At 72.1% G+C, this 25,177-nt stretch carries 23 protein-coding genes; 5 read left to right on the plus strand and 18 right to left on the minus strand.

Annotated features, from left to right (window positions below):
- Positions 1 to 36: 36 nt before the first annotated feature.
- The 13 genes from AB0I72_RS01645 to glmU form a co-directional block, all read right to left on the minus strand.
- Entirely contained in the window at positions 37 to 1,512 is a 1,476-nt protein-coding gene (locus AB0I72_RS01645; protein ID WP_358561535.1) for a hypothetical protein, read from the minus strand.
- Positions 1,509 to 2,141, minus strand: coding sequence for a TOMM precursor leader peptide-binding protein (locus AB0I72_RS01650; protein ID WP_358561538.1), 633 nt, complete (start codon positions 2,139 to 2,141; stop codon positions 1,509 to 1,511). Before AB0I72_RS01650 ends, AB0I72_RS01645 begins: the two co-directional genes overlap by 4 nt.
- Positions 2,120 to 3,400 carry a YcaO-like family protein gene (locus tag AB0I72_RS01655; RefSeq protein ID WP_358561541.1) on the minus strand — a complete coding sequence of 427 codons (1,281 nt, stop codon included), beginning with the start codon at positions 3,398 to 3,400 and terminating at the stop codon, positions 2,120 to 2,122. Before AB0I72_RS01655 ends, AB0I72_RS01650 begins: the two co-directional genes overlap by 22 nt.
- Positions 3,401 to 3,467: 67 nt before the next feature.
- Entirely contained in the window at positions 3,468 to 3,698 is a 231-nt protein-coding gene (locus AB0I72_RS01660) for a hypothetical protein (RefSeq protein ID WP_358561544.1), read from the minus strand.
- An 80-nt stretch (positions 3,699 to 3,778) separates the two neighbouring features.
- Positions 3,779 to 3,976, minus strand: coding sequence for a hypothetical protein (locus AB0I72_RS01665; protein ID WP_358561547.1), 198 nt, complete (start codon positions 3,974 to 3,976; stop codon positions 3,779 to 3,781).
- A 247-nt stretch (positions 3,977 to 4,223) separates the two neighbouring features.
- The gene (gene cysN / locus AB0I72_RS01670; RefSeq protein ID WP_358561550.1) at positions 4,224 to 5,492 is read right to left on the minus strand and encodes a sulfate adenylyltransferase subunit CysN; all 1,269 of its coding nucleotides are present in this window, start codon (positions 5,490 to 5,492) and stop codon (positions 4,224 to 4,226) included.
- 45 nt (positions 5,493 to 5,537) lie between these two features.
- Positions 5,538 to 6,470, minus strand: coding sequence for a sulfate adenylyltransferase subunit CysD (gene cysD, locus AB0I72_RS01675; RefSeq protein WP_358561552.1), 933 nt, complete (start codon positions 6,468 to 6,470; stop codon positions 5,538 to 5,540).
- A gap of 50 nt (positions 6,471 to 6,520) precedes the next feature.
- Positions 6,521 to 7,312: a 3'(2'),5'-bisphosphate nucleotidase CysQ gene (locus AB0I72_RS01680; RefSeq protein WP_358561555.1), complete on the minus strand. Its 792-nt coding sequence runs from the start codon at positions 7,310 to 7,312 to the stop codon at positions 6,521 to 6,523.
- A 3-nt stretch (positions 7,313 to 7,315) separates the two neighbouring features.
- Positions 7,316 to 8,776 (minus strand): sugar transferase, encoded by a 1,461-nt coding sequence (locus AB0I72_RS01685; RefSeq protein WP_358562789.1) that lies wholly within the window; start codon positions 8,774 to 8,776, stop codon positions 7,316 to 7,318.
- Positions 8,777 to 9,157: 381 nt separating this feature from the next.
- Complete coding sequence (gene pth, locus AB0I72_RS01690; protein ID WP_358561558.1) at positions 9,158 to 9,781, minus strand: aminoacyl-tRNA hydrolase; 624 nt, start codon at positions 9,779 to 9,781, stop codon at positions 9,158 to 9,160.
- Positions 9,782 to 9,869: 88 nt separating this feature from the next.
- Positions 9,870 to 10,469: a 50S ribosomal protein L25/general stress protein Ctc gene (locus AB0I72_RS01695; RefSeq protein WP_358561561.1), complete on the minus strand. Its 600-nt coding sequence runs from the start codon at positions 10,467 to 10,469 to the stop codon at positions 9,870 to 9,872.
- Between the two features lie 348 nt (positions 10,470 to 10,817).
- Positions 10,818 to 11,786 carry a ribose-phosphate diphosphokinase gene (locus tag AB0I72_RS01700; protein WP_358561564.1) on the minus strand — a complete coding sequence of 323 codons (969 nt, stop codon included), beginning with the start codon at positions 11,784 to 11,786 and terminating at the stop codon, positions 10,818 to 10,820.
- A gap of 17 nt (positions 11,787 to 11,803) precedes the next feature.
- Positions 11,804 to 13,270, minus strand: coding sequence for a bifunctional UDP-N-acetylglucosamine diphosphorylase/glucosamine-1-phosphate N-acetyltransferase GlmU (gene glmU / locus AB0I72_RS01705; RefSeq protein ID WP_358561567.1), 1,467 nt, complete (start codon positions 13,268 to 13,270; stop codon positions 11,804 to 11,806).
- Between the two features lie 552 nt (positions 13,271 to 13,822).
- On the opposite strand from glmU, the gene AB0I72_RS01710 reads away from it, so the two are divergent.
- The 4 genes from AB0I72_RS01710 (at position 13,823) to AB0I72_RS01725 (ending at position 17,080) form a co-directional block, all read left to right on the plus strand.
- On the plus strand, positions 13,823 to 14,782 hold the full coding sequence (locus tag AB0I72_RS01710; RefSeq protein ID WP_358561569.1) for a fatty acid desaturase: 960 nt from the start codon (positions 13,823 to 13,825) through the stop codon (positions 14,780 to 14,782).
- A 14-nt stretch (positions 14,783 to 14,796) separates the two neighbouring features.
- Entirely contained in the window at positions 14,797 to 15,453 is a 657-nt protein-coding gene (locus tag AB0I72_RS01715; protein WP_358561572.1) for a TetR/AcrR family transcriptional regulator, read from the plus strand.
- Between the two features lie 69 nt (positions 15,454 to 15,522).
- Complete coding sequence (locus AB0I72_RS01720) at positions 15,523 to 16,032, plus strand: MarR family transcriptional regulator (protein WP_358561574.1); 510 nt, start codon at positions 15,523 to 15,525, stop codon at positions 16,030 to 16,032.
- 82 nt (positions 16,033 to 16,114) lie between these two features.
- A complete protein-coding gene (locus AB0I72_RS01725; RefSeq protein WP_358561576.1) occupies positions 16,115 to 17,080 on the plus strand; it encodes a GDSL-type esterase/lipase family protein in 966 nt (321 codons plus the stop codon).
- 37 nt (positions 17,081 to 17,117) lie between these two features.
- Here the strand turns inward: AB0I72_RS01725 and AB0I72_RS01730 are convergent, their stop codons facing one another.
- The 5 genes from AB0I72_RS01730 to AB0I72_RS01750 all read right to left on the minus strand — a co-directional run bounded on the left by AB0I72_RS01730 (position 17,118) and on the right by AB0I72_RS01750 (position 22,951).
- A complete protein-coding gene (locus AB0I72_RS01730) occupies positions 17,118 to 18,890 on the minus strand; it encodes an ABC-F family ATP-binding cassette domain-containing protein (RefSeq protein WP_358561579.1) in 1,773 nt (590 codons plus the stop codon).
- A gap of 326 nt (positions 18,891 to 19,216) precedes the next feature.
- Complete coding sequence (locus tag AB0I72_RS01735) at positions 19,217 to 20,173, minus strand: SRPBCC family protein (RefSeq protein WP_358561582.1); 957 nt, start codon at positions 20,171 to 20,173, stop codon at positions 19,217 to 19,219.
- Between the two features lie 127 nt (positions 20,174 to 20,300).
- Positions 20,301 to 21,200: a transketolase C-terminal domain-containing protein gene (locus AB0I72_RS01740; protein WP_358561585.1), complete on the minus strand. Its 900-nt coding sequence runs from the start codon at positions 21,198 to 21,200 to the stop codon at positions 20,301 to 20,303.
- A 10-nt stretch (positions 21,201 to 21,210) separates the two neighbouring features.
- Positions 21,211 to 21,924 carry a thiamine pyrophosphate-dependent enzyme gene (locus tag AB0I72_RS01745; protein WP_358561588.1) on the minus strand — a complete coding sequence of 238 codons (714 nt, stop codon included), beginning with the start codon at positions 21,922 to 21,924 and terminating at the stop codon, positions 21,211 to 21,213.
- 82 nt (positions 21,925 to 22,006) lie between these two features.
- Positions 22,007 to 22,951, minus strand: coding sequence for a 4-(cytidine 5'-diphospho)-2-C-methyl-D-erythritol kinase (locus tag AB0I72_RS01750; protein WP_358561591.1), 945 nt, complete (start codon positions 22,949 to 22,951; stop codon positions 22,007 to 22,009).
- A 260-nt stretch (positions 22,952 to 23,211) separates the two neighbouring features.
- Between AB0I72_RS01750 and AB0I72_RS01755 the strand changes: the two genes are divergently transcribed.
- Complete coding sequence (locus AB0I72_RS01755; RefSeq protein ID WP_358561594.1) at positions 23,212 to 25,110, plus strand: protein kinase; 1,899 nt, start codon at positions 23,212 to 23,214, stop codon at positions 25,108 to 25,110.
- Positions 25,111 to 25,177 lie beyond the last annotated feature (67 nt).

Below are 25,177 nucleotides of genomic sequence, written 5' to 3' on the forward strand. Positions count from 1 at the left end.
GGGCGGAGGCAGGGGCCCGGTCCCGGCGAGCGGTCGTCATGGTCTCTCCCCGTGGACGCCGATGACCGCGGCGATCTGCTCACGGGTCTCGTACAGCTCCAGCAGTCCGGGCAGGCGCGCGTCGACCCCGGGGGCCACCGTGAGGGAGAGACCCGCGGCGTCCGCCGCCGCGACCGTGCTGGCCACCGCCCGACCGGCGCGCAGGTAGGCCCGGCGCAGCCCTCCGGCGCCGTGGTCGGGGGTCAGGCGTCCCGGAGCGGCGACGACGACCAGCACGGCGTCGGGGCCGGGTGGGAGACCGTCGGGCAGGATCGGCGCGTCCAGATCCCCCCGCGTGGCGATGAGCGCCTCGTCGGCCGGGTCGTACCGGTAGAGCGGGTGCGGCAGGGCCCGGGCGCCCAGGACGTAGGCGTCGACGGCGTGCCCGGAGGCACAGGCCGCGATGGTCGCCGCCAGGCCGGGGGGCAGGGGCGCCTCGGACAGTGCGATCCGGGGCGAGGTGACCAGGTCGAACTGCCGCCGGGGGCCGCGGTCGGGCACCGGGGCCACGGCCCAGGGCACGTCCCGGCCGAGCCACTCCAGACGCGCGAGAAGGAGGCCCTCGGCGGTGTCGCCGCCCACGCCGCAGGTCGCGCACGCGTCGTCGGGCACCAGCGTGCGCCGGTCCTCCACGGCGTCCTCCGACCCCGGACGCAGCACACGGTGCCCGGTGAGCGGTGGAGTGTGCCCGGTGAGCAGTGCCAACGCCTCCGCGGCGGCGAAGCCGCAGGCGAGCAGCGCCCCGTCGGAGGAGAGCGGTGCGCTGGGCGCGTCGGCCGACGCGCGGAGCACGCACGCGGGGCAGGCCGTGACCCCGGGGAGCAGCAGCGGACCCACCTGGGGGCGGTCGCCCGCACCGCCGATCCGGAGGACCGGGACACCGCGGGCACCGTAGGCCGCGCACGCGTCGGCGAGGCGCGGGCCGCCGTCGTCCTGGACGATGGCCAGATCGGGGCCGTCCGCGTCCGCCAGCGGTTCGGCCCCGCCGGACTCCACGACCCGCGCGACACCGGCCCCGCGCAGATCGGCGGCGAGGGGGTCGCGCAGCGGAGCGTCGGCGTGCACCGCGACCACGGCCGCGGCCAGGGCCGGTCGCCGTCCGCCGATCCCGCGCCGTCCGGTGACGGGCAGGGCCCGGGACAGGAAGGCCGCCGCCGGGTCACCGGGAGGAAGGGAGTCGGGGACACCGCCGCTCAGCAGACCGGCGCGGTCCACGGCGGCCAGGGCTTGGACGACGTGCGTCTCGGGGACGCCCAGCAGCTCGGCCGCCCGCGCGGCGGTGGTCGAGCCGTCGAGCAACGGCAGCAGGCGGGGCAGCAGGTCGCGGGCGGCCCGGCCGGTGAAGACGCGGCGGACGGCCCCGCCCTCGACGAGGAGGTCGTCGTCGCCCTCGATGACGACCAGACCGGCGGCGAGCGCGGGCAGCGGACCGGCCGCCGCGGTCGTCGCGCCCTTCGTGTTCGTCGGGGTCATCGCGCCGCCACCTCCGCGATGCGGCCGGGTCGGACCCGCGCCGCCAGCTCCGCCAGGGGGAGGGCGCCGCCCCAACGGTCGTCCGCGCCGCAGCGCTCGCACCCGTGCCGGGCGGCGACGCGGGCGAACGCGGGCCGCGCGCCGAACAGGTCGACCATGGCGACGCGGCCCGCGCGGGGCGCGCCCAGTTCACGGCGGACCAGTGCCTCGGCCGTGCGCACGTGGTGGGGCAGGTACCCGAGGACGCCGAGCGTGTCGTCGTTCGCGTAGGCGTCGAGCACTCGGGCGCGCACGTCGGAGCGGGAGTCGTGTTGGGAGCGACGCCCCAGATAGCAGCGGTGGCAGGGGCCGTCCGAGGGGTCGAGCCAGGGACCGACGACGAGTCGGGGGTGGTCGACGGCGACCGGGAGCCACGGAGTGCCGCGATCGCGGGAGATCCGGTCGAACGCCTCTCCGAGCTCGGGTTCGGGCCGCCAGGTCACCAGGACGGTGGGGCGCGGCTCGACGTGTTCGACGTGTTCGGGGTCGACGGGAACGGCGCCGGCGTCGACGAGGCGGCGCTGGACGGCGCGACCGAAGTCGCCGACCGCGGCGACGGCGGTGTCCGTCAGGCGAAGGGCTGCGGCCACGGGTTCTGTTCCTCCTCGGGGTAGGCGGGAAAGCCCATGCGGGGCGGGGCCTGCATGAGTCGCGGGTGGCCGCGGAACTGGCCCAGCGGCTGCAGGGACATGGGTTGGAGTTCGGGGATGACCACGGCGACCGCGGTGAGCCCCGCGGCGCGCAGCTCCTTGGTGGTGCGGTCCACGCACAGGACCTGGGCGCCCAGCGCGTCGAGCCGTTCGAGGGCGCGGGCCAGGGCGGCGCGCGGTTCGCGTGGGAGGGGCGTCGGTCCCGTCGACGGGGTGCGGTCGGCGAGCCCGTCGGTGAGGAAGGAGAACGCGTGGGCGCGGTCGGGGTGGGCCATGTAGCGGGCGCCGTCCATGACCCCGGTGAACGAGCCGAAGTCGGACTTGGCGTCCTCGTCGTCGTGGTAGAGGTGCCGGAACGTGAAGGCTTCGCCGAGGGCTCCCTCGACGGCCTCGGCCAGGTCGGTCCCGGTCCCGGCGCCGACCAGGTTGGCGGCGGACGCGTCGTACGGGGACCGCTGGAGCACGTAGGCGGTGGGGATCCCGGTGTCGGTGGTGGCGTCGAAGACGTGGGTCTCCAGGAACCGGCGGCGGCCGTGGTCGAGCAGGTGCCTCGCCCGCTCACCGAGGACCTCCGGGGCCGCGGGGCGCAGGGGCAGGCGCTGTAGCCAGGTCAGGGCGATGGCATCACGCTCGACGACCTCCATGAGCCCGCCCAGGACGGCCCGCGCGGGGTCGGTGTGGACGGCGTGGCCGGTCGAGATGCGGTAGGCGAAGCGCTCCTGGGGCAGCGGGTGCAGCCCGTAGCAGGCCATGACCGCGGGGAGCCAGGTCGGCTCGCCGGTGATCAGGTCCGTGCCGCGGACCCAGCGGATCTCGGCGTCGGGGTCGAAGGGGGTGAACGGGCAGTCCGGCCGCGCGTACTCGGCCTCGGAGCAGCGGGGGATGCGGTCGGTGTCCATGACGGGCCCCTCCAGGCGGGCCGCCGTGGCGGTTGTGGTCTCAGCCGCGGGGTGGGCGCCGGCGTAGCGTTCGGCGGCCTCGGCGACGGCGACGGTACGGGCGTGCCGCTCGTCGTCGAACACGCGGCCGGTCCCGTTCAGGCCCTCGTTCGCGGAGCGCCCGTGGTTGTGGTTGTGCAGATCGCCGCCCAGCGCCACGGACAGGTGGAGGCGTTCGAGACCGCGGCCGGTGAGCATGGAGCGCACCTCGGAGACGACCCCGAGCGGGTCGACGAGGCCGGAGAGGGGGGTCTGGTTCATGGCACCGCTCTCGGTGGTGGGAAGGCGGGCCGGGCACGCGGCCCGGCCCGCCGGGACCGGTCGTGGATCAGCACATGCAGCAGCCGCCACCGGTGGCGGCGCAGCATCCGGCGCCGCAGTGGCAGCTGGTGTTGAGGCCGCAGCCGCTGCAGCCGGCCATGATCGTGGTCTCCGGGTCGGCCGGGGTCAGGTCGCCCGCGTTGCGCAGGATGTCACTGACCAGGGCGTCCCAGTCGCCGTTGGAGGCGTCCTGGACGTCCAGGTCGAGTTCGGTGGTCTCATCGACGGTGTTCGACACGATTCCTCCGAAATATGGGGGGACACAAAGGATTATCGGCTGCCGGAGATTCCTCGGACCGGCATCCGTGAAATGGAACTCTAGCGCCAGATCCCGAACTGGAAAGGATGTTTACATAACAAAAAGATCACGAAGCTGGAGTGGATATCGTAACCGAGCGACAACGCCGGGTACTCCATTGCTTCCACCCATGGAAAATCAGAAGACACCAGGCCACAGCGGTGGTAGGCTGCGAACTTCGTGACAGCGAGCGACAATACCAGTTCGGCTTTCGCCATGCTGAGAGCATGTTTTTGAACGAACCGAGCTAGGATTTCATATTAGATTCGCCGTCATATGGACCACTTTTTCTGACACATTTATTCCGTGTCCGACCGGACGCCTTGAGTGAGAATTGGGCCCCGTGGGCGCGGATCGCGGGACACATGGAGGGGCGCCGCCCGGAACTGGGGGCGCACACGACGAGGGGCCCGCCGCGTGAGCGACGGGCCCCTGACCGAGACCGTCCGGAGGGACGGGGTGCGTCTAGTCCGCCTTGACGACCATGCCCGCGCCGACGGTGGCGTTGGTGGCCTCGTCGATGAGGATGAACCCGCCCGTCTGGCGGTTCTTGGCGTACTCGTCCACGAACAGCGGCTGCGTGGAGCGCAGCCGCACCCGGCCGATCTCGTTCAGCGCCAGGTGGTCGGCGTCCTCGTCCCGGTGCAGCGTGTTCACGTCGAGCCGGTAGCGCAGGTCCTTCACCATCACCTTCGCCGTGCGCGTCGTGTGCTTGACGATGAGCTTGGAGCGCGGCGTGAGCTTGCGCGCGTCCGTCATCCAGCACACCATCGCCTCGATGTCCTGGGACGCCTTCGGCGCGTTGTTGGGCCGGCAGATCATGTCGCCCCGCGAGATGTCGATCTCGTCCTCCAGCAGGAGGGTGACCGACATGGGCGAGTACGCCTCGGCCACCTCGCCGTCGGCGGTCATGATCCGCGAGATCCGCGAGCTCAGCCCGGAGGGCAGGTGGGTCACCTCGTCACCCGGCTTGAGCACGCCGCCCGCGAGCTGGCCCGCGTAGCCGCGGTAGTCGTGCAGCTCGGGGTCGTCCGACTTGTGCGGCCGGATGACGTACTGCACGGGGAAGCGCGCGTCGATGAGGTTGCGGTCCGAGGCGATGTGCACGTTCTCCAGGTGGTGCAGCAGGGAGGGACCGCTGTACCACGGCATGTTCTCCGAGCGGCTCACCACGTTGTCGCCGTGCAGGGCCGACAGGGGGATGAAGGTGAGGTCGCACACGTCGAGCTTGCTGGCGAAGTCGGCGAACTCCGACTTGATCTGCTCGAAGCGCTCCTGGGAGTAGTCCACCAGGTCCATCTTGTTGACCGCCAGCACCAGGTGCGGGACCTGGAGCAGGGAGGTGAGGAAGGCGTGGCGGCGGCTCTGCTCCTGCAGGCCCTTGCGCGCGTCCACGAGGATGATCGCCAGGTCGGCGGTGGAGGCGCCGGTGACCATGTTCCGGGTGTACTGGATGTGGCCCGGGGTGTCCGCGATGATGAAGGTGCGCCTGGGCGTGGCGAAGTAGCGGTAGGCCACGTCGATGGTGATGCCCTGCTCCCGCTCGGCGCGCAGGCCGTCGGTGAGCAGCGCCAGGTTGGTCTGCTCCTCGCCGCGCGCGGCGCTGGTGCGCTCGACCGCGTCGAGCTGGTCCTCGAAGATCGACTTGGAGTCGTACAGCAGTCGGCCGATCAGGGTGCTCTTACCGTCGTCGACGGAGCCCGCCGTGGCGAACCGCAGGATGTCTTTGCTCATGCTTGCCTGGTCCAGGGTCGAAGTGGTGGGAGCTGGGGCCGGTGGCTAGAAGTAGCCCTCGCGCTTGCGGTCCTCCATGGCCGCCTCGCTGGCACGGTCGTCCGCCCGGGTCTGTCCGCGCTCGGTGACCCGGGTCGCGGCGATCTCGGCGATGATGTCGTCCAGCTCCACCGCCGTGGACTTGACCGCTCCGGTGCAGGTCAGGTCGCCGACGGTGCGGTAGCGCACGGTCTCGGTGAAGACGTTCTCGGTCTCGTCGCGCTGGATGATGGGCGAGTCGGCCAGGAGGATGCCGTCACGCTCGAAGACCCGGCGCTCGTGCGCGAAGTAGATGGAGGGCAGCTCCAGCCGCTCGCGCTTGATGTAGCTCCACACGTCCAACTCGGTCCAGTTGGAGATCGGGAACACGCGGATGTGCTCGCCGCGGTCGATGCGGGTGTTGAACACGCTCCACAGCTCGGGGCGCTGGTTCTTGGGGTCCCACTGGCCGAACTCGTCGCGGAAGGAGAAGACCCGCTCCTTGGCCCGGGCCTTCTCCTCGTCGCGGCGGGCGCCGCCGAAGGCCGCGTCGAAGCCGTTGTCCTCGATGGCCTCCAGCAGCGCGGCGGTCTGGAGTCGGTTGCGGCTGGCCCAGCGCCCGGTCGGCTCGCTGACCTTGCCCGCGTCGATCTGCTCCTGGACCGAGGCGACGACCAGGCGGACGCCCGCCTCGGCGACGCGGCGGTCGCGGAACTCGATCACCTCGTCGAAGTTGTGGCCGGTGTCCACGTGCATCACGGGGAAGGGGATGGCGCCGGGCCAGAAGGCCTTCTCCGCGAGACGGAGCATGACGATGGAGTCCTTGCCCCCGGAGAAGAGCAGCACGGGCCGCTCGAACTCCGCGGCCACCTCGCGCATGATGAAGATCGCCTCGGCCTCGAGCACGTCGAGCTGGGAGAGCTGGTAGCGCCCGGGCGCCTGCTGACTGGACTGACCCATGAATCCGCCTTTGTGATACCGACACGGCCGACGGCGGAGGGCCCCTTCGGTCAGCCCCCCGCGTGCGGCCCCGCGCTGTCCAGGTCCGCACCGTCGCGGATGCTTGCCAACAACATACCCGACAATTCCGATCGACATACAAGGACATCGGGGAGTAGCGGGTCGGCCACGTTGTAGCGCAGAGGCGACCCGTCGATCCGTGAGGTGTGCAGTCCTGCGGCGCGCGCGACCGCGACGGGCGCGGCGCTGTCCCACTCGTACTGGCCGCCGGCGTGCACGTAGATGTCGGCGAGCCCGAGCATCACCGCGCAGATCTTCGCCCCCGCCGAGCCCATGGGGATGACCTCCGCGCCGAGCTGGTTGGCCATCCGCTGCACGAACGCGGGCGGCCGCGTCCGGCTCGCGGTGATGCGCAGGCGCTGGTCGCCGGGGCGCTCGTCCGGGAGCCACGGCGGGTCGACCGTGGAGACGGTGGTGCCCTGCGCGGGGAGGGAGACCGCGCCCGCGACGAGGTCGCCGTTCTCCCACAGCGCCACGTGCACGGCCCAGTCGGTGCGGCCCGCCTCGGCGAACTCCCGGGTGCCGTCGAGGGGGTCGATGATCCACACGCGCCGCGCCCGCAGCCGCGACAGGTCGTCGGCGCCCTCCTCGGAGAGCACGGCGTCGCTGGGGCGCAGTCGGCCGAGGGCGGAGAAGAGGAACTCGTGGGAGGTCCTGTCCCCCAGGGTGCGCAGCACCTCGGGCTCGGCGAACCCGTGCCTGGCGCGCAGGCGCAGCAGCAGCTGACCCGCCTCGGTCGCCAGGTCCCTGGCCACCTCATGATCGTTTCTGATGCTCTTCACCGGCTAGTAAGCTCCCGCCCCACGGATCACCGCTGACCACGTCTTCCACAGGATCTGGATGTCCAACGTCAGCGACCAGTTTTCCACGTACCTCAGGTCCAGTCGGACCGACTCCTCCCAGGAGAGGTCGGACCGGCCGCTGACCTGCCACAGGCCCGTCATCCCCGGTTTGACCACGAGCCGGCGGCGGACGTCGTGCCCGTACTGGGCGACCTCCTCCGGCAGCGGCGGCCTGGGACCGACAAGCGACATCTCCCCCCGGACCACGTTGACGAGCTGGGGTAGCTCGTCGAGCGAGTACCGGCGCAGCCATGCCCCCACGGACGTCACCCTGGGGTCGCGACGCATCTTGAACAGCACCCCGTCGTGCTCGTTGCGGGGCCTGAGCATCTCCTTCAGCGTGTCGGCCCCGACGACCATGGTACGAAACTTGTACACGGTGAACTCGGCCCCACCCCTGCCGACGCGGGTCTGGGTGAACAGGGCGGGCCCGGCGCCCTTGGCGCGGATGAGCACCGTCAGCACCAGGAACAACGGGGACAGCAGGGCCAGGGCGAGGGCCGCGGCGCACCGGTCGAAGACGCCCTTGAGCAGGCGGCGCCCGCCCGCGAGTTCGGGGTGCTCCACGTGCAGGAGGGGCAGCCCGGCCACGGGGCGGATGGAGGTGCGCGGACCGGCGACCTCCATGAGCGCGGAGGCGACGATGAGGTCGGTCCCGGTCTTCTCCAGCTCCCACGCCAGCCGTCGCAGCTCGACGCCGTCCATCTCCGGGCAGGCGAGCACCGCCACGGTGTCGGCGCCGACCAGGGAGGCGGCCTGAGCCACCTCGGTGAAGTCGCCCAGCACCGGGCAGCCCTCGACGGCGCCCTCCCCGCGACCGTCCGGGGCGGTCTCACCGGCCGGCAGGCACACGCCGACGACCCGCATGCCGTGGTAGATCTCCCCACGGAAGCGGCGGATGAGGTCCCGGGCGGCGCAGCGGTAGCCGACCACGACGACGCCGCTCATGCACTTCCCGGAGCGGCGGCGCCGGTGCAGGGCCTTGCGCCGGGCGTAGTGCAGCGCCAGGGTCGTGGTGACGATGAGCGGGGGCACGGCGAGCGCGTAGCCGCGGGAGAGGTCGAAGGCGACGGCGTAGGCCCCGATGGCGACCGAGGCGGTCAGGAAGACCCCCGCCACGGCCACCCGGCGGTACTCCTCGGTGCCGACCCCCAGGAACCGCCGCTCGTACCCACCGCCCAGCCACACGAAGGCGACCCACACCACCGGGAGCAGCAGCGAGAGGTGCAGATAGGGGGCCGCCTCGGCGGTCCCGAGGGCGTCGTGGAACCGGACGAGCGTTCCGCCGAACGCCGCGACGGCGGCGGCGAGCAGGTCGAGGGCGACGAGCCCGGCCACGTACGGCCGCGTCCACGACCCACGGCGGGACTCGGTGACGCACTCCTGCGCGCCGACCGGCCGCACGCGTTGGTCCTGAGCGGTCCGCACTCCGCTGGTTGTGACCACACTTCCCCCCAAGGGTACGACGTGTTCCTGAATCCTCACACTGAGTAATCACACCTGGCACCACGAAGCCCGATGGGGCGGGGTGGGGTGTGGTCGGACATCAACGACTGACGACCCGAACAGTAACCAAAAGTAGTGGAGAAGTCGCGTCTCGTGTCGGCTTGTTGGGGAAGCTGGATCAGGTCGTCCCAAGAACGTGTCTATGTCGAGACCGAAACTTCTTCAGCTGGCCGAAACCACGTGGTGACGACCCGTCCAGCGAGAGGCGACCCGGTCAGGGCGCCGCGGCCGCGTGGCGGTGCTGGTCGGGCGACCTGGGACAGCACCGCGCCGAAGGCGTCACACCGCGGTGTGGAAGATGTTCTGCGCCCGCTCCAGGCCGTCCTTGATGATCGTGCGGACGGCGTCGGCGGCGCGCTCCACGTTGAGGTCGAGCTCCCCGCGCTCGGTGGAGGAGAAGTCGCGCAGCACGTAGGCGGCGGCGTCCATCCGGCCGGGCGGGCGGCCCACGCCGAAGCGGACCCGCACGTAGTCGGGGCTGGACAGGGAGCCGGTCACCGACTTGAGCCCGTTGTGGCCGCCGGACCCGCCGCCGCGCTTGAGCTTGAGCGCGGAGAAGTCGATGTCCAGCTCGTCGTGGACCACGATGACGCGCTCGACCGGCACCTTGTAGAACTTCGCCAGCCCCGCGACCGGGCCGCCGGAGACGTTCATGAAGGACCGCGGCTTGGCCAGCACCACCGAGGCGCCCTCGATCCGGGTCTCCACGACCTCGGCGTGCGCCTTGTGCGCCTTCCAGCGCTCGTCGTTGGCCGACGCCAACGCGTCCACCACCATGAACCCGGCGTTGTGCCGGTTCGCGGCGTACTTGGGGCCGGGGTTGCCCAGCCCGACGACCAGCCAGCGCTCAGCCTCAGCCATGTCCTCGTTCTTCCTGATTCCCAGCATGCGCCACAGGTCCATGCTGCACGACCCTATCCGCACGCCGAACGCGCGGCCCCCCGTCGGGAACCGCGCGTTCGGTGCGATGACTGTGCGGGGGGGGACCGCCCTACTCGGCGGCGGGCTCCTCGGCGGCGGGCTCGGCGGCCTCGGCGACGGGCGCCTCCTCCTCGACCCGCGGAGCGGAGACGGTGAGCAGGATCGCCTCGGGGTCCGTGACCAGCGTGGTGCCCGCGGGCAGCTTCAGGTCACCGGCGGTCGGGGTGGTGCCGATCTCCAGGCCGTCCACGTCGAAGGTCACGCCCTCGGGGATGTGGGTGGCCTCGGCCTCGACCGTCACCTCGACGAGCTCCTGGTTGAGCACGCCCGGGGCCTTGACCTCACCGGTCAGCTCGACGTGGATGTCGACCTGGACCTTCTCGCCCTTGGCGACGACCAGCAGGTCGACGTGCTCCAGGAAGCCCTTGATGGCGTCGCGCTGGACGCTCTTGGGCAGAGCGAGGTTGTCCTTGTCGAGCCCGTCGAGGCGAATGAGGACGTTGGGGGTCTTCAGGGCGAGCATGAGCTCGTGCCCCGGCAGGTTGAGGTGGCGGGGCTCGGTGCCGTGGCCGTAGAGGACGGCCGGCACCTTACCCGCGCGGCGGGCGCGCCGAGCGGCGCCCTTGCCGAATTCCGTGCGGGGCTCGGCAGCGATTCGTACCTCGGACACGACAAAACTCCTCGGGTTCAACCCCGCAGCACGGGGAACACGACTCCAGTAGTACGACGATTCCCGCACTGGGCGGGGAAAGCGGCGGGGTCACCCACGTGGGGACACGGCCGCCGTGGTTCCAGGCGTGCCCGGCGAGACGCCACCGGACCCGCCCGGCCCGGGAACACTCGTCGCGCACCCCTGCCCGCGCGATCCGGCGCAGCCGAAGGGGCTCCGCTGGGCACGGGGACACTCGGTCAAGTCTACTGGCTTCACCGACGACTCCGTACACGGCCCGCTGGCGGTCACCCCCCATTCACGGGGCGCCCGCCAGCGGTGTGGTCGGGTGAGCGAGTAGACCCGCCGCTACTCGAAGAGGCTGGTCACCGAGCCGTCGGTGAACACCTCGCTGATCGCGCGGGCGACCAGCGGAGCGATCGAGAGCTGCGTGAGCTTGTCGAAGGAGCGCTCCTCCGGCACCGGCAGCGAGTTGGTGATGATGACCTCGGAGATCCGCGAGTTCTGCAGGCGCTCGGCCGCCGGGCCGGACAGCACGCCGTGCGTGGCCGCCACGATGACCTTCTCGGCGCCGTTCTCGAACAGGGCCTCGGAGGCCTTCACGATCGTGCCGCCGGTGTCGATCATGTCGTCGACCAGCACGCACGTGCGGCCCTCGACCTGGCCGACGACCTCGTGGACGCGCACCTGGTTGGCGACGTCCGGGTCGCGGCGCTTGTGGATGATCGCCAGCGGCGCGCCGAGGCGGTCGGCCCAACGGTCGGCGGTGCGCACGCGGCCCGCGTCCGGGGAGACCACGGTGATCTCGGTGTGCTCGACCCGGTCGGCCACGTAGTCGGCCAGGATCGGCAGGGCGAACAGGTGGTCCACCGGGCCGTCGAAGAAGCCCTGGATCTGGTCCGTGTGCAGGTCGACCGCCATCATCCGGTTGGCGCCCGCGGTACGGAACAGGTCCGTCATCAGGCGCGCGGAGATGGGCTCGCGGCCCCGGTGCTTCTTGTCCTGGCGGGCGTACCCGAGGAACGGCGTCACCACGGTGATCCGCTTGGCGGACGCGCGCTTGAGCGCGTCCACCATGATCAGCTGCTCCATGATGGACTCGTTGACCGGCGCCGAGTGGCACTGGAGGACGAACGCGTCGCAGCCGCGGACGGACTCGAGGTAGCGGACGAAGATCTCACTGTTGGCGAAGGTGTCGAACCGGGTGGGGACCACGTCGATCCCCAGCTCCTTCGCCACCTCCTGGGCCAGTTCGGGGTGGGTGCGCCCCGAGAAGAGCATCAACTGTTTCTGCCCGGTGGCCTTCATCCCGCTCACGTACTTCTCCCCCACGGTCACTGCTTATCGGAATTGTCTGCTCTGCGCCGCTCGGCTCGCTCCGCGGCCTCGGCGGAGGCGGTGCCAGGGCGCTTGCGCTGGGTCCACCCCTCGACGTTGCGCTGGCGGTGCCCCTCGGAGACCGCCAGGGCGCCGGGCGGAACATCGTCCCGGACCACGGCCCCGGCCCCGGAGTAGGCCCCGTCTCCCACGGTCACGGGCGCGACGATGGTGTTGTCGCTGCCGATGCGCACGTGGTCGCCGATGGTGCTCCGGGCCTTGTTGACCCCGTCGTAGTTGACGAACACCGTCGAGCAGCCGATGTTGCTGCCCTCGCCGATGTCGGCGTCCCCGACGTAGGTCAGGTGCGGGACCTTGGACCCGGCGCCGACGGTCGAGTTCTTCACCTCGACGAAGGCGCCGACCTTGGTCCGCTCGGCCAGGCGGGTGCCCGGCCGGAGGTAGGTGTAGGGGCCGACGTCGGCCCCGGAGCCGATCTCGGCCCGGTCGGCGGTGGTCTCGCGGACGTGCGCGCCCTCGCCGACGACCGTGTCCCGCAGCGTGGCGCCCGGGCCGACGACGGCGTCCTCGCCGACCACGGTGGCGCCGGTCAGCCGGGTGTTCGGCTCCAGCACCGCGTCGCGGCCGATCCGGACCTGGACGTCGAGCCAGGTGGTGGGGGGGTCGACGACCGTCACGCCGGAGCGCATGTGCTCCTCGACGAGGCGCCGGTTGAGGATGCGGCGCGCCTCGGAGAGCTGGACCCGGTCGTTGACGCCCTGGACCTCGTGCCAGTCCTCGGCGGTCCAGGCGCCGACCCGGCGCCCGTCCCCGCGCAGCAGGGCGACGGCGTCGGTGATGTACTCCTCGCCCTTGGCGTTGTCGGTGGACAGACGCTGGACGACGGCGGACAGCAGGGCGCCGTCGAAGGCGTACATGCCGGAGTTGATCTCGTCGATCGCGCGCTGGTCCGGGGTCGCGTCGGCGTGCTCGACGATGCCGGTGAACGCGCCGTCGGCGTCGCGGACGATGCGCCCGTACCCCGCGGGGTCGGGGACGCGCGCGGAGAGGGCGGTGACGGCGTTGCCCTCCTTCTCGTGCACGGCGACGAGCTCGGCGAGCGTCGATCCGCGCAGCAGCGGGGTGTCTCCGCAGGTGAGGACGACCGTCCCGGTGAGGGTGACGCTTCTGCGCGCGAGGTCCTCGATCGCCATCCGGACCGCGTGACCGGTGCCGTTCTGCTCCTCCTGGACGGCGGTGGTCGCCTCCGGGGCGGCCTGTCCCAGGTGTTCGGCGACCCGCTCACGGGCGTGGCCGACGACGACCACGGTGTGCTCGGGGGTGAGTTCGCGGGCGGCGGCGAGCACGTGTCCGAGCATGCTGCGGCCGTTGATCTCGTGCAGAACCTTGGGAAGTTTGGACTTCATTCGGGTGCCCTCGCCCGCCGCGAGGACGATGACGGCAGCCGGGCGGTTCACGCTCACTGAAGGAGACCCCTCGTGAATAGCTGGTGGTTGAACTGTCGGCTCACCCCTCGGCGGCCCGGCCCGCGAGCCGCACGGGCGGCCGTCGGATGATCCAGCGGCCGACATGGGAAGGATACATGCGCGTCACGGCCGCTTCGCTGGGGTGTGGCACGGAGGAGCTGCGCGCTCGGCACGGGGACGCCGCCGACGACGGGCGACCGGGGGAAGGTGTGAGACGCGCCGCGATGCGCGTTCGGGACCGCACGCCGCCGTCGCGGAGGCGGGCGGGGGCGCGGGGATCGACTGCTCCCGGACCAGGGCTCGAACCTGGACGATGGGGACCAAAACCCCACATGCTGCCGATTACATCATCCGGGAACGCACCGGGCGTGATCGCGGCACACCCAGACGCTCGGCACCAACATAGCGCCATTCTCGGGGGGCTTGCCAAACCTACGGGTTCGTAGGTTACGGTTACGTAGGAATAGGTTGGGCCGTCGACACGGGTGCCCCGCACCCTGCGGACGCCGTCCTGACCTCGACGACACTCCCGTGACGAGGTGTGCAGACATGACCGCAGCCCCCGAGGCGCCCATCAGCACGACCGCCAAACGCGAGGCGATCCCGGAGATCGAACCGGAGCCGCGCGGCAAGGCCGAGCGCTACACCGTGTTCGCCTTCGTGTTCATCCCGCTGATCGCCCTGCTGGCGGCGGTGCCGTTCTTCTGGGGCTGGGGGCTGACCCTCGTCGACGTCGCCATCGCCGCGGTCTTCTACCTGGTCAGCGGACTGGGGATCACGGTCGGTTTCCACCGCCACTTCACGCACGGTTCGTTCCGGGCCAACCGCCCCCTGCGGATCGCGCTGGCGGTCGCGGGCAGCCTCGCCATCGAGGGCAGCGTCATCAAGTGGGTGGCCGACCACCGCCGCCACCACAAGTACGCGGACGCCGAGGGCGACCCGCACTCCCCGTGGCGCTTCGGCGACGACTGGAGGTCCGTGGCCAAGGGCCTGTACTACGCGCACATGGCGTGGATGTACCTGGACGAGAAGAAGACCTCGCCCCGCCGCTTCACCCCCGACCTGCTCAAGGACAGGGACGTCGTCCTCGTCGACCGGCTCTTCGTCCCGATCGTCCTCTTCTCGCTGGCCGCCCCGGCCGTCATCGGCGGTCTGGTCACCATGTCCTGGTGGGGCGCGGTCACCGCGTTCTTCTGGGCGAGCCTGGTGCGCGTCGCCCTGCTGCACCACGTCACCTGGTCGATCAACTCCATCTGCCACACCATCGGCGAGGAGAACTTCGAGGTCCGCGACCGCTCCCGCAACGTGTGGTGGCTGGCCATCCCGTCCTTCGGCGAGTCCTGGCACAACCTGCACCACGCCGACCCCACGTGCGCCCGCCACGGCGTCCTCAAGGGGCAGATCGACATCTCCGCCCGGATCATCTGGATCTTCGAGCGGTTCGGCTGGGCGACCAAGGTGCGCTGGCCGAACGCGGAACGGCTCGCCGCCAAGCGGGTCAGCCTCTAGGATCAGTAGCCATCATGGGAGCAGCCGACAGCCAGCAGGGGACCCGCGTGCGCCGCAAGCGCATGACGGGCAAGGAGCGTCGGCAACAGCTTGTGGAGATCGGCCGGGAGCTGTTCGCCGAACGGGGGTTCGACGCGACCTCCGTCGAGGAGATCGCCGCGCGGGCCGGTGTGTCCAAGCCCGTGGTCTACGAGCACTTCGGCGGCAAGGAGGGCATCTACGCGGTCGTCGTCGACCGGGAGATGCGCACCCTCCTGGACATGATGGGCGAGGCCCTAACCGCCGACCACGCACGCGACAAGATCGAGCGGGCGGCGCTGGCGCTGCTGCGCTACGTGGAGGAGAACACCGTGGGCTTCCGGGTGCTGACCCGGGACTCGCACGTGGCCTCCGGCACGGGCAGCTTCGCCAGCCTGATCAACGACATCGCCAGCCAGGTCGAGCACATCATGGTCGACGAGTTCGCCGAACGCGGGTACGACCCGGCGCTCGCGCCCATGTACGCCCAGGCGCTGGTGGGCATGTGGGCGCTGACCGGCCAGTGGTGGCTGGAGGTGCGCAAGCCCAAGCGCGAGGTGGTCGCGGCGCACCTGGTCAACCTGGCCTGGAACGGGCTCGCCCGGCTGGAGGCCAAGCCCGGGCTAAACACCCGCGGACGCCGATCGGGCTGACGCGTACGTGTGGGGCGGGTGGGCCCTTACCCGCCCCACTATCTTGATGTCAAGAGATATGCTGGTCCCATGCGCGATGAGGTGGATGGGCTGATCGAGGCGTGGCGAGCCGAACGCCCGGACGTGGACGTGACGCCGCTGGAGGTGTTCAGCCGGGTCTCCCGGCTCGCACGCCACCTGGACCGGGCCCGGCGCACCGTCTTCACCGAACACTCCCTGGAGACCTGGGAGTTCGACGTCCTCGCCGAACTCCGCCGCTCCGGCCCGCCCTACGAGCTCAGCCCCGGCCGCCTGCTGCGCGCCACCCTCGTGACCTCGGGCACCATGACCAACCGGGTCGACCGGCTGGCGGCGGCGGGCCTCGTGCGCCGCAGGCCCGACCCCGCCGACAAGCGCGGCGTCCTGGTCCGGCTCACGGAGAAGGGCACCGAGCGCATCGACGCGGCCCTCGCCTCCCTCGTCCGTTACGAGGAGTCGCTCCTGGCCCCGATGGCCGACGAGGACCGCGCCCAGCTCGCATCGTTACTGAGAAGCCTTCTCGCTCCCCTCGACAGGGAGCCCTCCGGTCCGCAAGGCTAGTTACCGGGCGGTATCCGTCTCTCACCGGGAGACCGCTGTCTGGGCGCGAACCACATTCCAGGCATGGGTTGGAGAGAGCACAGTGAGATTCCGCTGGATCGCGGCCACAGCCGCCGCGGCCGTGGTCGCCACGGGCTGCGGCGGTGGCGGGGACGAGGACACGGGTGTCGAGCAGCGTTACTACCTGTCCTTGGGCGACTCCCTGACCGTGGGCGTGCAGCCCGACGAGAACGGCGTCCCCGGGGAGACCGCCGACAGTTACACCGACGTGCTGTACCGGCAGCTGTACGACGCGGACTCGACCCTCGGCCACGAGCGGATGGGCTGCGGCGGCGAGGACACCACGACGTTCGTCGAGGGCGGCCTGCCCCGCTGCGACCAACGGTACGAGGGCCGGTCCCAGCTGGAGGCGGCCGAGGAGTTCCTCGCCGAGAACGAGGGGAACGTCGAGCTGGTCACCCTCACCGTCGGGGGCAACAACTTCACCGGCTGCGTGAGCGACCTGGAGAACCCGGACGGGCCCGCCCTCGACACGGCGTGCGTGGACGACGGGCTGGAGCGGATCGAGTCGGAGGTCCCCGAGATCGCCGACCGCCTGCGCGCGGCCGCGGGACCGGACACGCGGATCATCGCGATGACCTACTACAACCCGTTCCTCGCCGCCCTGCTGCTGGAGGGCGGGGAGGACGCCGAGGCGTCGCCGTCCCCCGAGGAGGCGGGTGTCGACGAGGATGACGGCGGTGACGGCGACGCCGCGGCCGCTCCTGACGACGACCTGGTCGGGTACGCCACCGACGTCCTGGAGCGGATGAACGCGTCCCTGCGCGACTCCTACGCCGACGCCGGCATCGAGGTCGCCGACGTCGAGGGGGTCTTCGCGTCCACGGACTTCAGCGTCCCGGCCGACAGCGCGACCGGCATGCCGGCCAACGTGCAGCGGATCTGCGACCTGACCTGGATGTGCGACCTCGACCGCGGGCCGGACATCCACACCAACCGGGCGGGGGCCCAGGAGATCGCCGCCGCCTTCGGGGAACTGGTCGGTTGACGCCGGGGCGGGGCGTCGCCGCCCCGCCCCGCGGACGTCAGTCCCCGACCAGTTCGGCCTGGGCCAGCCAGACCTCCTCCAGCTCGTCGCGCTCGGCCGCCAGGGCCTTGGCCTCGGCGTCCAGCTCGGCCAGCCGGGTGTAGTCCTCCGCGGCGGCGGCCATGAGCTCGTGCAGCTCGGCCTCGCGCTTGGAGACGCGGTCCATCCGCCGCTCGACCCGCTGCATCTCCTTCTGCGCGGCGCGCCGCGCGGCCGGGGAGACCGCGGGCTCCTCCCTGGGCGCGGCGGCCTCGGCGGATCCGGCCGGAACCGGGGGCCGCTCCGCCGTGGCGGCGCGGCGCTCCAGGTACTCGTCGACGCCGCCGGGCAGGAAGGCCAGGGTGCCGTCGCCCATGAGGGCGAGCACGCGGTCGGTGATCCGCTCCAGGAAGTACCGGTCGTGGCTGACCAGCACCAGCGACCCCGGCCAGCCGTCGAGGAGGTCCTCCAGCTCGGTGAGGGTCTCGATGTCCAGGTCGTTGGTGGGCTCGTCCAGCAGGAGCACGTTGGGCTCGTCCATGAGCAGGCGCAGCAGCTGGAGGCGGCGGCGCTCACCGCCGGACAGGTCGCCGATCGGGGTCCACTGGCGTTCGCCGCGGAACCCGAAGCGCTCCAGCATCTGGCTCGCGGTGTAGTCGCGCTTGCCGATGGTGACGTGTTCGCGCACGTCCATGACGGCCTGGAGCGGGCGCGCGTCGGGGTCGAGTTCGACGATGTTCTGGGACAGGTGGGCGAGCCGGACGGTCTTGCCGGTGCGCACCGAACCGGAGTCGGGCGCGCGCTCGCCGCCCAGGATCCGGAGCAGGGTGGACTTGCCCGCGCCGTTGACGCCGACCAGGCCGACCCGGTCGCCGGGTCCGAGCTGCCAGGTCAGGTGGTCCAGGAGGACGCGGTCGGGCACGGAGGCCGACACGTCCTTGAGGTCGACGACGGTCTTGCCCAGGCGCGAGCTGGCGAACCGGACGAGTTCGACGGTGTCGCGGACCGGCGGGACGTCGGCGATGAGCTGGTTGGCGGCCTCGATGCGGAACTTGGGCTTGGAGGTGCGCGCGGGGGCGCCCCGGCGCAGCCAGGCCAGCTCCTTGCGCATGAGGTTCTGGCGGCGCTCCTCGGCGACGGCGGCCAGGCGTTCGCGTTCGGCCTTGGCCAGGACGTAGGCGGCGTACCCGCCCTCGTACCGCTCGACCGCGCCGCGCCCGACCTCCCACGTGCGGGTGGTGACGGCGTCGAGGAACCAGCGGTCGTGGGTGACGACCACGAGGGACTCCGGGCGACCGCTCAGGTGCTGGGCGAGCCAGGCGATGCCCTCGATGTCCAGGTGGTTGGTGGGCTCGTCGAGGACGATGAGGTCGTGGTCGCCCACGAGCAGCCGCGCCAGGGCGGACCGACGGCGCTCGCCGCCGGACAGCCCGGACATGTCGGCGTCCAGGTCCCAGCCGCCGAGGAGGCCGCGCAGGATGTCGCGGACGCGGGCGTCACCGGCCCACTCGTGCTCGGCCCGGTCGCCCAGCACGAAGGCGCCGACGGTGGTGTCGGGGAAGTCGTCCCGCTGGTGGAGGAACCCGATCCGCAGGCCGCGGTTGTGCACGACCCGGCCGGAGTCGGGTTCGGTACGTCCGGAGAGCACCGAGATCAGCGTGGACTTGCCGCCGCCGTTGCGGCCGACGACGCCGATGCGCTCACCCTCGTCCACGCCCAGCGACACCTTGTCGAGGAGTACGAGCGGCCCGTAGGCCAGGGACACGTCCTGAAGATTGACCAGATTCGTCAACGGCCGTCCGTCCCTAGCGCATTGGTGTTCACCTGGTCAAACTTCCTCTCTGTCCTGCGAAGACACTGCCTCGGGGGTTGGGGCCTGAGCCCTGTCGTCCACGGTTGGCCGGGGGTCGTGCGCTGACATCGCGCCGACCCTCCCCGACTCGCGTAGCCGCCCCCGCAAACGTCCGAGAGCCCACACTAGGCCCTGTCCCGCACCCTCGGGACAGGGCCTGTGTCACGCCCTCAACCGAGAACCCGTACGACCGTCCTGGGATTCCCCGACCCACCCGAACCGTGTCCGGTGCACGGCGGCGCGGTGCCCCACCCCTTCGACGGCGGTCAGGTCAGCCGTTCGTCGTAGCGCCGCCGCAGGTCCTCGGTGCGGTCCTCCGGCCACGGGCAGCGCACGTCTCCGTTGACCGCCGCGAAGAACAGCTCCAGGTGGGTCTGCCAGGCGGCCATCATCACGGGCAGCAGACCGGACAGGCCGTCCGGCACCGTCTGGGTCAGCTCGACGCGCGTGCCCAGCTCCGGCTCGTGGGCGAACTCCCACAGCACCGTCCCCGCCAGCTCCCCCTCGTACAGCCACGCGTACTCCAGCGCCCGGGGCGGTGCGCAGCCGGTGACCAGGCCCGTGGGGACGTACCCGTTGGCGAGGCGCGTCGGCGGCGCCGCGCCGACACGGGGTTCGGCGCCCTCGGTGGCGACCTCCCAGACCGCGTCGAGCGACCGCCACATGAGGTCGCGCGCGAACCGGACCACGAGACCCTCGTCGGCCGACTCGACCTCCCCCTCGCCGAGTCCGAACGCGTCCACGTAGCGCTCCACCGGGCCCAGGACGTCCTGGGGCTCCTGGAAGTCCCCGCGCGCCAGCCGCGCCTCCAGCGCGGCCAGGCACACGTCCCACCCGTGCGCGTCGCGGGCGGCCGTCAGGCGGCCCAGCGCGCCGCCGCCGATGCCCTGGGTGAACACGAGCCGGGACCCGGGCCCGTCGGGGCCCAGCTCGAACCTGAGCGTGTCCCCGCCCCAGCGGAAGCCGAACACGCGCGGCGGGTCGTACTCGGTGACCTCGCCCTCGCCGCCGTCACCGGCGGCCTCGGGCGCGTCGGCGAACGTGAAGCGGACGTACCCGCCCACGCGGAGGTCGGCCTCCACCGTGGCGGGGAACCAGTGTTCGAGCTCGTTCGGGTCGGTGAGCGCCCGCCACACCTCCGGGACGGGGTGCGCGAGCCGCCGCTCGAACCGCAGCTCCGACTCCCCCGCCACGGTCCGCAGTTCCGCCCTGGGCGCGTCCATCGAGGCCTCCCCGCTCACCCGTCCGTCGTCCAGTGGGAGGCATCCCCCGGGCCCCGTGGCCGCGAAACGCCCGGGCAGGCAAAGGCGGACCCCGGGACATCACCACGCGGTGTCCCGGGGCCCTGGCTCAGACGAGGAAGAACTCCCGGGCGGCCCGGGCGATCCCCTCCGTGTCGAGTCCGTGGACCCGCGCGTGCTCCGCCGGAGTCCCGTAGGCGCGCACCTCCGCGTCCCGCGCGACGCCCAGCGCCAGCTGGCGGTGGCGGCGGTCGGCGAGGGCGGCGGCCACCTCGTGGGCGGACGTGCCCCGCAGGTAGGGCTCGACCACCAGGACGTCGGCGTTGCCCGCCGCGGCGACGAGGGTGCTCAGCCCCTCGCGGTCGAAGGGGCGCACGGTGGCGGTGTAGGCGACCGTGACGTCGAGGTCGGCGGTGGCCTCCAGGACGCGGTCGAGCATGGGTCCGACCGCCACCACCACGCCCGCCGAACGGCCGGACCCCCGGCGCACGACCGCCAACCGGTCCGACACCGGCCACGCCGCCCGGTTGCCCGTTCCGGACAGCCGCACGTACACACGGTGGTCCCCGGGGAGGGCGGCGCCGAGCGCGTCGCGGACCTCGTCGGGGTGGCCCGGCACATACACGGTCCAGCCGGGCAGGGTGTCCAGGAGCGCCACGTCCCCGGGCGCCTGGTGGGTGCGGCCCTCGACGGCCGCGTCGTAGGACCCCCCGATGCTCACCAGGACGGCGCCCGTGTCCTGGTGTCCGAAGTCCAGCTTGATCTGCTCGAACGGCCGCTCGACGAGGAAGGGCGCGTAGGTGTGCACGATCGGGCGCATGCCGGTGAGGGCGAGGCCGCCCGCCACGCCGATCATGGCCTGTTCACGGATGCCGACGTTGATCACGCGGCCCGGATGCCGGACGGCGGCCCGCCGGAAGTGCCCGGCGGAGATCTCGGCGAGGACGAGCGCGGTGCGCGGGTCCTCGTCGAGGGCGGCGTTGACGGTCGCGACGAAGGTCTCTCGCATGGCCGTGCTCCTAACGGTTCTCGGGGCGGACGCGGACGACGACGGCCAGCGGCCGGAAGGGGTGCGGCGCGGTCAACGCCGTGTGCATGGCGTCGTGGTCGCGCCCGTCGACCTCGCGGGACACCCATCCCTCGGCCTCGAACCTGGCGCCGATGCCGCCGGGCCACCCGTGGGCGGACGAGGCGTTGTCGACCACCACCGTGGTGAGCGACTCCAGCCGCATCCGGCCGGCCACGGCGATCGCCTCGTGGTTGCTGCCCTCGTCGAGTTCGCCGTCGCCGACGAGCACCACCACCCGGGGCGGTCTGCCGTCGGCCCGCCGGACGCCTCGCGCGCGCAGCCCGAGGGCGGTCCCGAGTGCGAGCGGCAGCCCGTGCCCGAGCGAGCCGCTGCCGATCTCCGCGCCGGGGACGAGCACGCGGTCGGGATGGTGGCCGAGCGGCGAGTCGAAGGCCCTCCAACCGCGCAGGGTGGGCACGTCGAGGAAGCCCTTGGCGGCGAGCACGGCGTAGTAGGCGGTCGGTCCGTGTCCCTTGGACAGCAGGAAGCGGTCGCGGGCGGGATCCTCGGCGGTCTCGGGGGTGACGGCCAGGACCCGGTCGTAGAGCACCCACAGGACGTCGAGCGTGGAGTTGGCGGCGCCCTTGTGCTTCTCGTCGCCCTCCATGAGGCCGATGAGGGCGGGCAGGTCGGCGTAGCGGGAGAGGGTGGCTGCGGTCGTCATGCGCCCCAGTCTTCAACCTCAACGAAGGTTGAGGTCAAGGGCGGAGCGAGACCCGGGGCACCCGATCATGAGGTGATGTGCGTCACACCACGGTCGTTCCGGGGACGTCCCCGGACCCGGCGGGCACGCACGAGTCCACGCCCGCGGCCTCCAGCGCGCGCACCACGGCGGCCTCGACCCCGGGCGTCGCGGCGCCGCCCTCGTCACCCACCAGGAACGCGCAGGTCGGCCCGGACCCGGACACCAGGGCGCCGAGCGCTCCCGCCTCCCGGCCCGCCGCCAGGACGCGCGCGAGGTCCGGGCGCAGCGACAGGGCCGCCCGCTCCAGGTCGTTGGTGAGCGCCGCGCCCAGCGAGGCGGCGTCCCCCGCCGCCAGCGCCTCCGCCATCACGGGCGAGGGCAGCGGCGCGGGCGCGTCCGGCCGCAGCCGGTCGTACTCGGCGAACACACGGGCGGTGGACAGGCCGCGCGAGGAGAGCGCGAACACCCACCGGTACCGTCCGGGCGCCGCGAGGGGCTCCAGGAGCTCGCCCCGCCCCGTCCCCACGGCCGTACGGCCCAGCAGGGGGAAGGGGACGTCGCTGCCCAGGCGCGCGGCCAGGTCCAGAAGGTCGGATTCGGGCAGACCGCATCCCCACAACCGGTCGCAGGCGACGAGGGTCGCGGCCGCGTCGGCGCTGCCGCCCGCCATTCCCCCGGCCACCGGGATGCGCTTGTCCAGGTGGATCTCGACGGGGAACCCCTTGCCGGTCTCCTCCGCCAGCAGGGCGGCCGCGCGGGCGGCGAGATTCGTGGCGTCGAGCGGAACCCCGTCCAGGTCGACGCGCGTCCCACCGGACGCCGTGAGCGTCACGAGTTCCGGCTCCTGACGCGGAGGGGCTTCCTTGACGGTAACCTCGTCGAACAGTGAGACGGCGTGGAACACGTTGACGAGGGCGTGGAACCCGTCCTCACGTCTGGGTCCCACCGCCAACTGGAGGTTCACCTTCGCGGGGACCCGCACGGTTACGGTGGTACTAAAGGTCACGAGTCCCCAATCGTAAAGGAACCCCCTACCTTGCGTGAACACCTGCCCCGCCGGGGGAACCGGTGTGTTTCGCGCCCGTCGCCGACGGGATCACACCCGTCGGCGCGAACCGGGGACCCCGATCGGGGATCAGTCATCACTGTCATGTCAGTCACCGCCCTTCCCCCGAACGATCCGAAACGGCGCGCGAGTGGGAATCAGGGCACAAACACCGCTACCTTGGGGCGAGGCGGAGTTTGGACACCGTCGGGGAGGGTCGCTTGCCGTCGGATGGGCTCCCGAAGAACCTGGAACCGCTGGCAGCCGGAGATCCGGCCACCATCGGCCCCTACGTGCTGTCCGGGAAACTGGGGAGCGGCGGTATGGGCACCGTCTACCTCGGCAGCGCCCCGGACCGTAACCACCAGGTAGCGATCAAGGTCATCCGCCCCGAGCTCGCCTTCGACGAGGCGACGCGGGCGCGGTTCCGCGACGAGATGGAGAACGCCCGCAAGGTCGCCTCCTTCTGCACCGCCAAGGTCCTCGACCACGGGACGTTCGAGAACCGCCCCTACATGGTCACCGAGTACATCGCCGGGACCGCGCTCGCCGAGCACATCGCCGAGAACGGGCCGCTGGACTCCTCGACCCTGCACGGCTTCGCCCTGGGCGTCGCCGCCGCGCTGGCGGCCATCCACCGCACCGGGCTCGTGCACCGCGACCTCAAACCGGCGAACGTCCTGCTGTCGCTCTCCGGGCCGCGCGTGATCGACTTCGGCATCGCGCGCGCGATGAACACCGCGACCAACCACACCCAGACCGGCATCGTCATGGGCAGCCCCGGCTGGATGGCGCCCGAGCAGCTGCTGGAGGAACAGGTCACCACCGCGGCGGACATCTTCGCCTGGGGCTGTCTGGTGGCCTTCGCGGGCAACGGCGCCCACCCGTTCGGCAACGGCGACGCCATGACGCTGGGCAAGCGCGTGCTCTTCGCCGAGCCCCAGATCGGGAGGCTGGACAGCCCGCTCGACCGGCTCGTCCTGCGTGCCCTGGCCAAGGAGCCGGGCCGCCGCCCGACCGCCCAGGACCTGCTCCTGGAGCTCGCCGGCGGCGAGGACAGCTCCAACCCGAACGACATGGTCTCGCACGCCCTGCACCAGTCGTGGCGGCCGAACCTGCCCCCCGTGCCGCCCGGCGGCCCCCGTCCGGGGATGGGCCACGCCCAGCAGACCATGACGGGCATGCGGCCCCCGCCGCCCGGCCACTACCAGTCCGCTCCCATGCCGCCCCAGACCGGCAACTTCCCCCGACCGCAGGCTCCTCCGCCCGGTCGGCCCGCCGCGCACCCCTCGGGTCCGCTCCAGGGGAACGCGCCCCAGCAGGGCGGCCCGAACCCGCCGCACCGCCCCGTACAGCCGCACCCGGCGTCCACCGGGCCGATCCCGATGGTGCCGACCGCCGACCAGCAGGGCCCGCGGCCCGGTCCGCAGCCCTACGTCCCGCCGGTGCCGCCGCCCCCGCACCGGCCCGCCGCGCCGAGCCGCCGCAGGGGGCTCGTCGTGGGCCTGGCCGTGGGCGGAGCGGCGCTCCTCATCGTCATCGCGGCGCTCCTGGCGGTGGTGTCCACGATCAAGGGGACCGCCCCCTGGTCGAACGCCGAGGCCGGCGCCGACCAGGGCCAGGGCGCCCCGGACGAGCAACCGCCCGCCGACGGCGAGGACCGGTCCGAGGACAAGGGGGACGGGCCCGGGGCCGAGGAGCCCGTCACCGTGCCGATCCGCTCCGCCGACGGCATGGTCGAGTACGAGGTCCTGGGCGTGGACTGCGACCGTGAGCCCGCCGAGTACCATCCCCGGTCCGTTCCGGTGCAAGGGGGGGACTACTGCTTCGTCCAGGTGGAGATGACCAACCGCAGCGACGTGCGGCTGAGCTTCGCGTTCGACCAGCAGTTCATCCAGGTCGCGGGCGGCGGCGAGGGCCCCTACTCGGCGCAGCGGCCGACGCAGGAGGAGAGCGCGACGGTCAGCCTGTGGGACGAGGACGGCGTCCCGCCCGGGGCCACCGTCGGCGGTGAGCTGGCGTTCATCGTCGCCGAGGACGAGGAGCCGACCGCGGTCCAGTTGACGCACCGGACCGGCGAGGACCGCACGGTGATCTCCATCGGACACCTGATGGACTGACACCGCGACGCACGACGGGACGGGCCCGGTACACGCTCAGCGCGTACCGGGCCCGTCGTGCTTGCTC

The sequence above is a fragment of the Nocardiopsis sp. NPDC049922 genome (assembly GCF_040660275.1).
Lineage (GTDB): Bacteria > Actinomycetota > Actinomycetes > Streptosporangiales > Streptosporangiaceae > Nocardiopsis.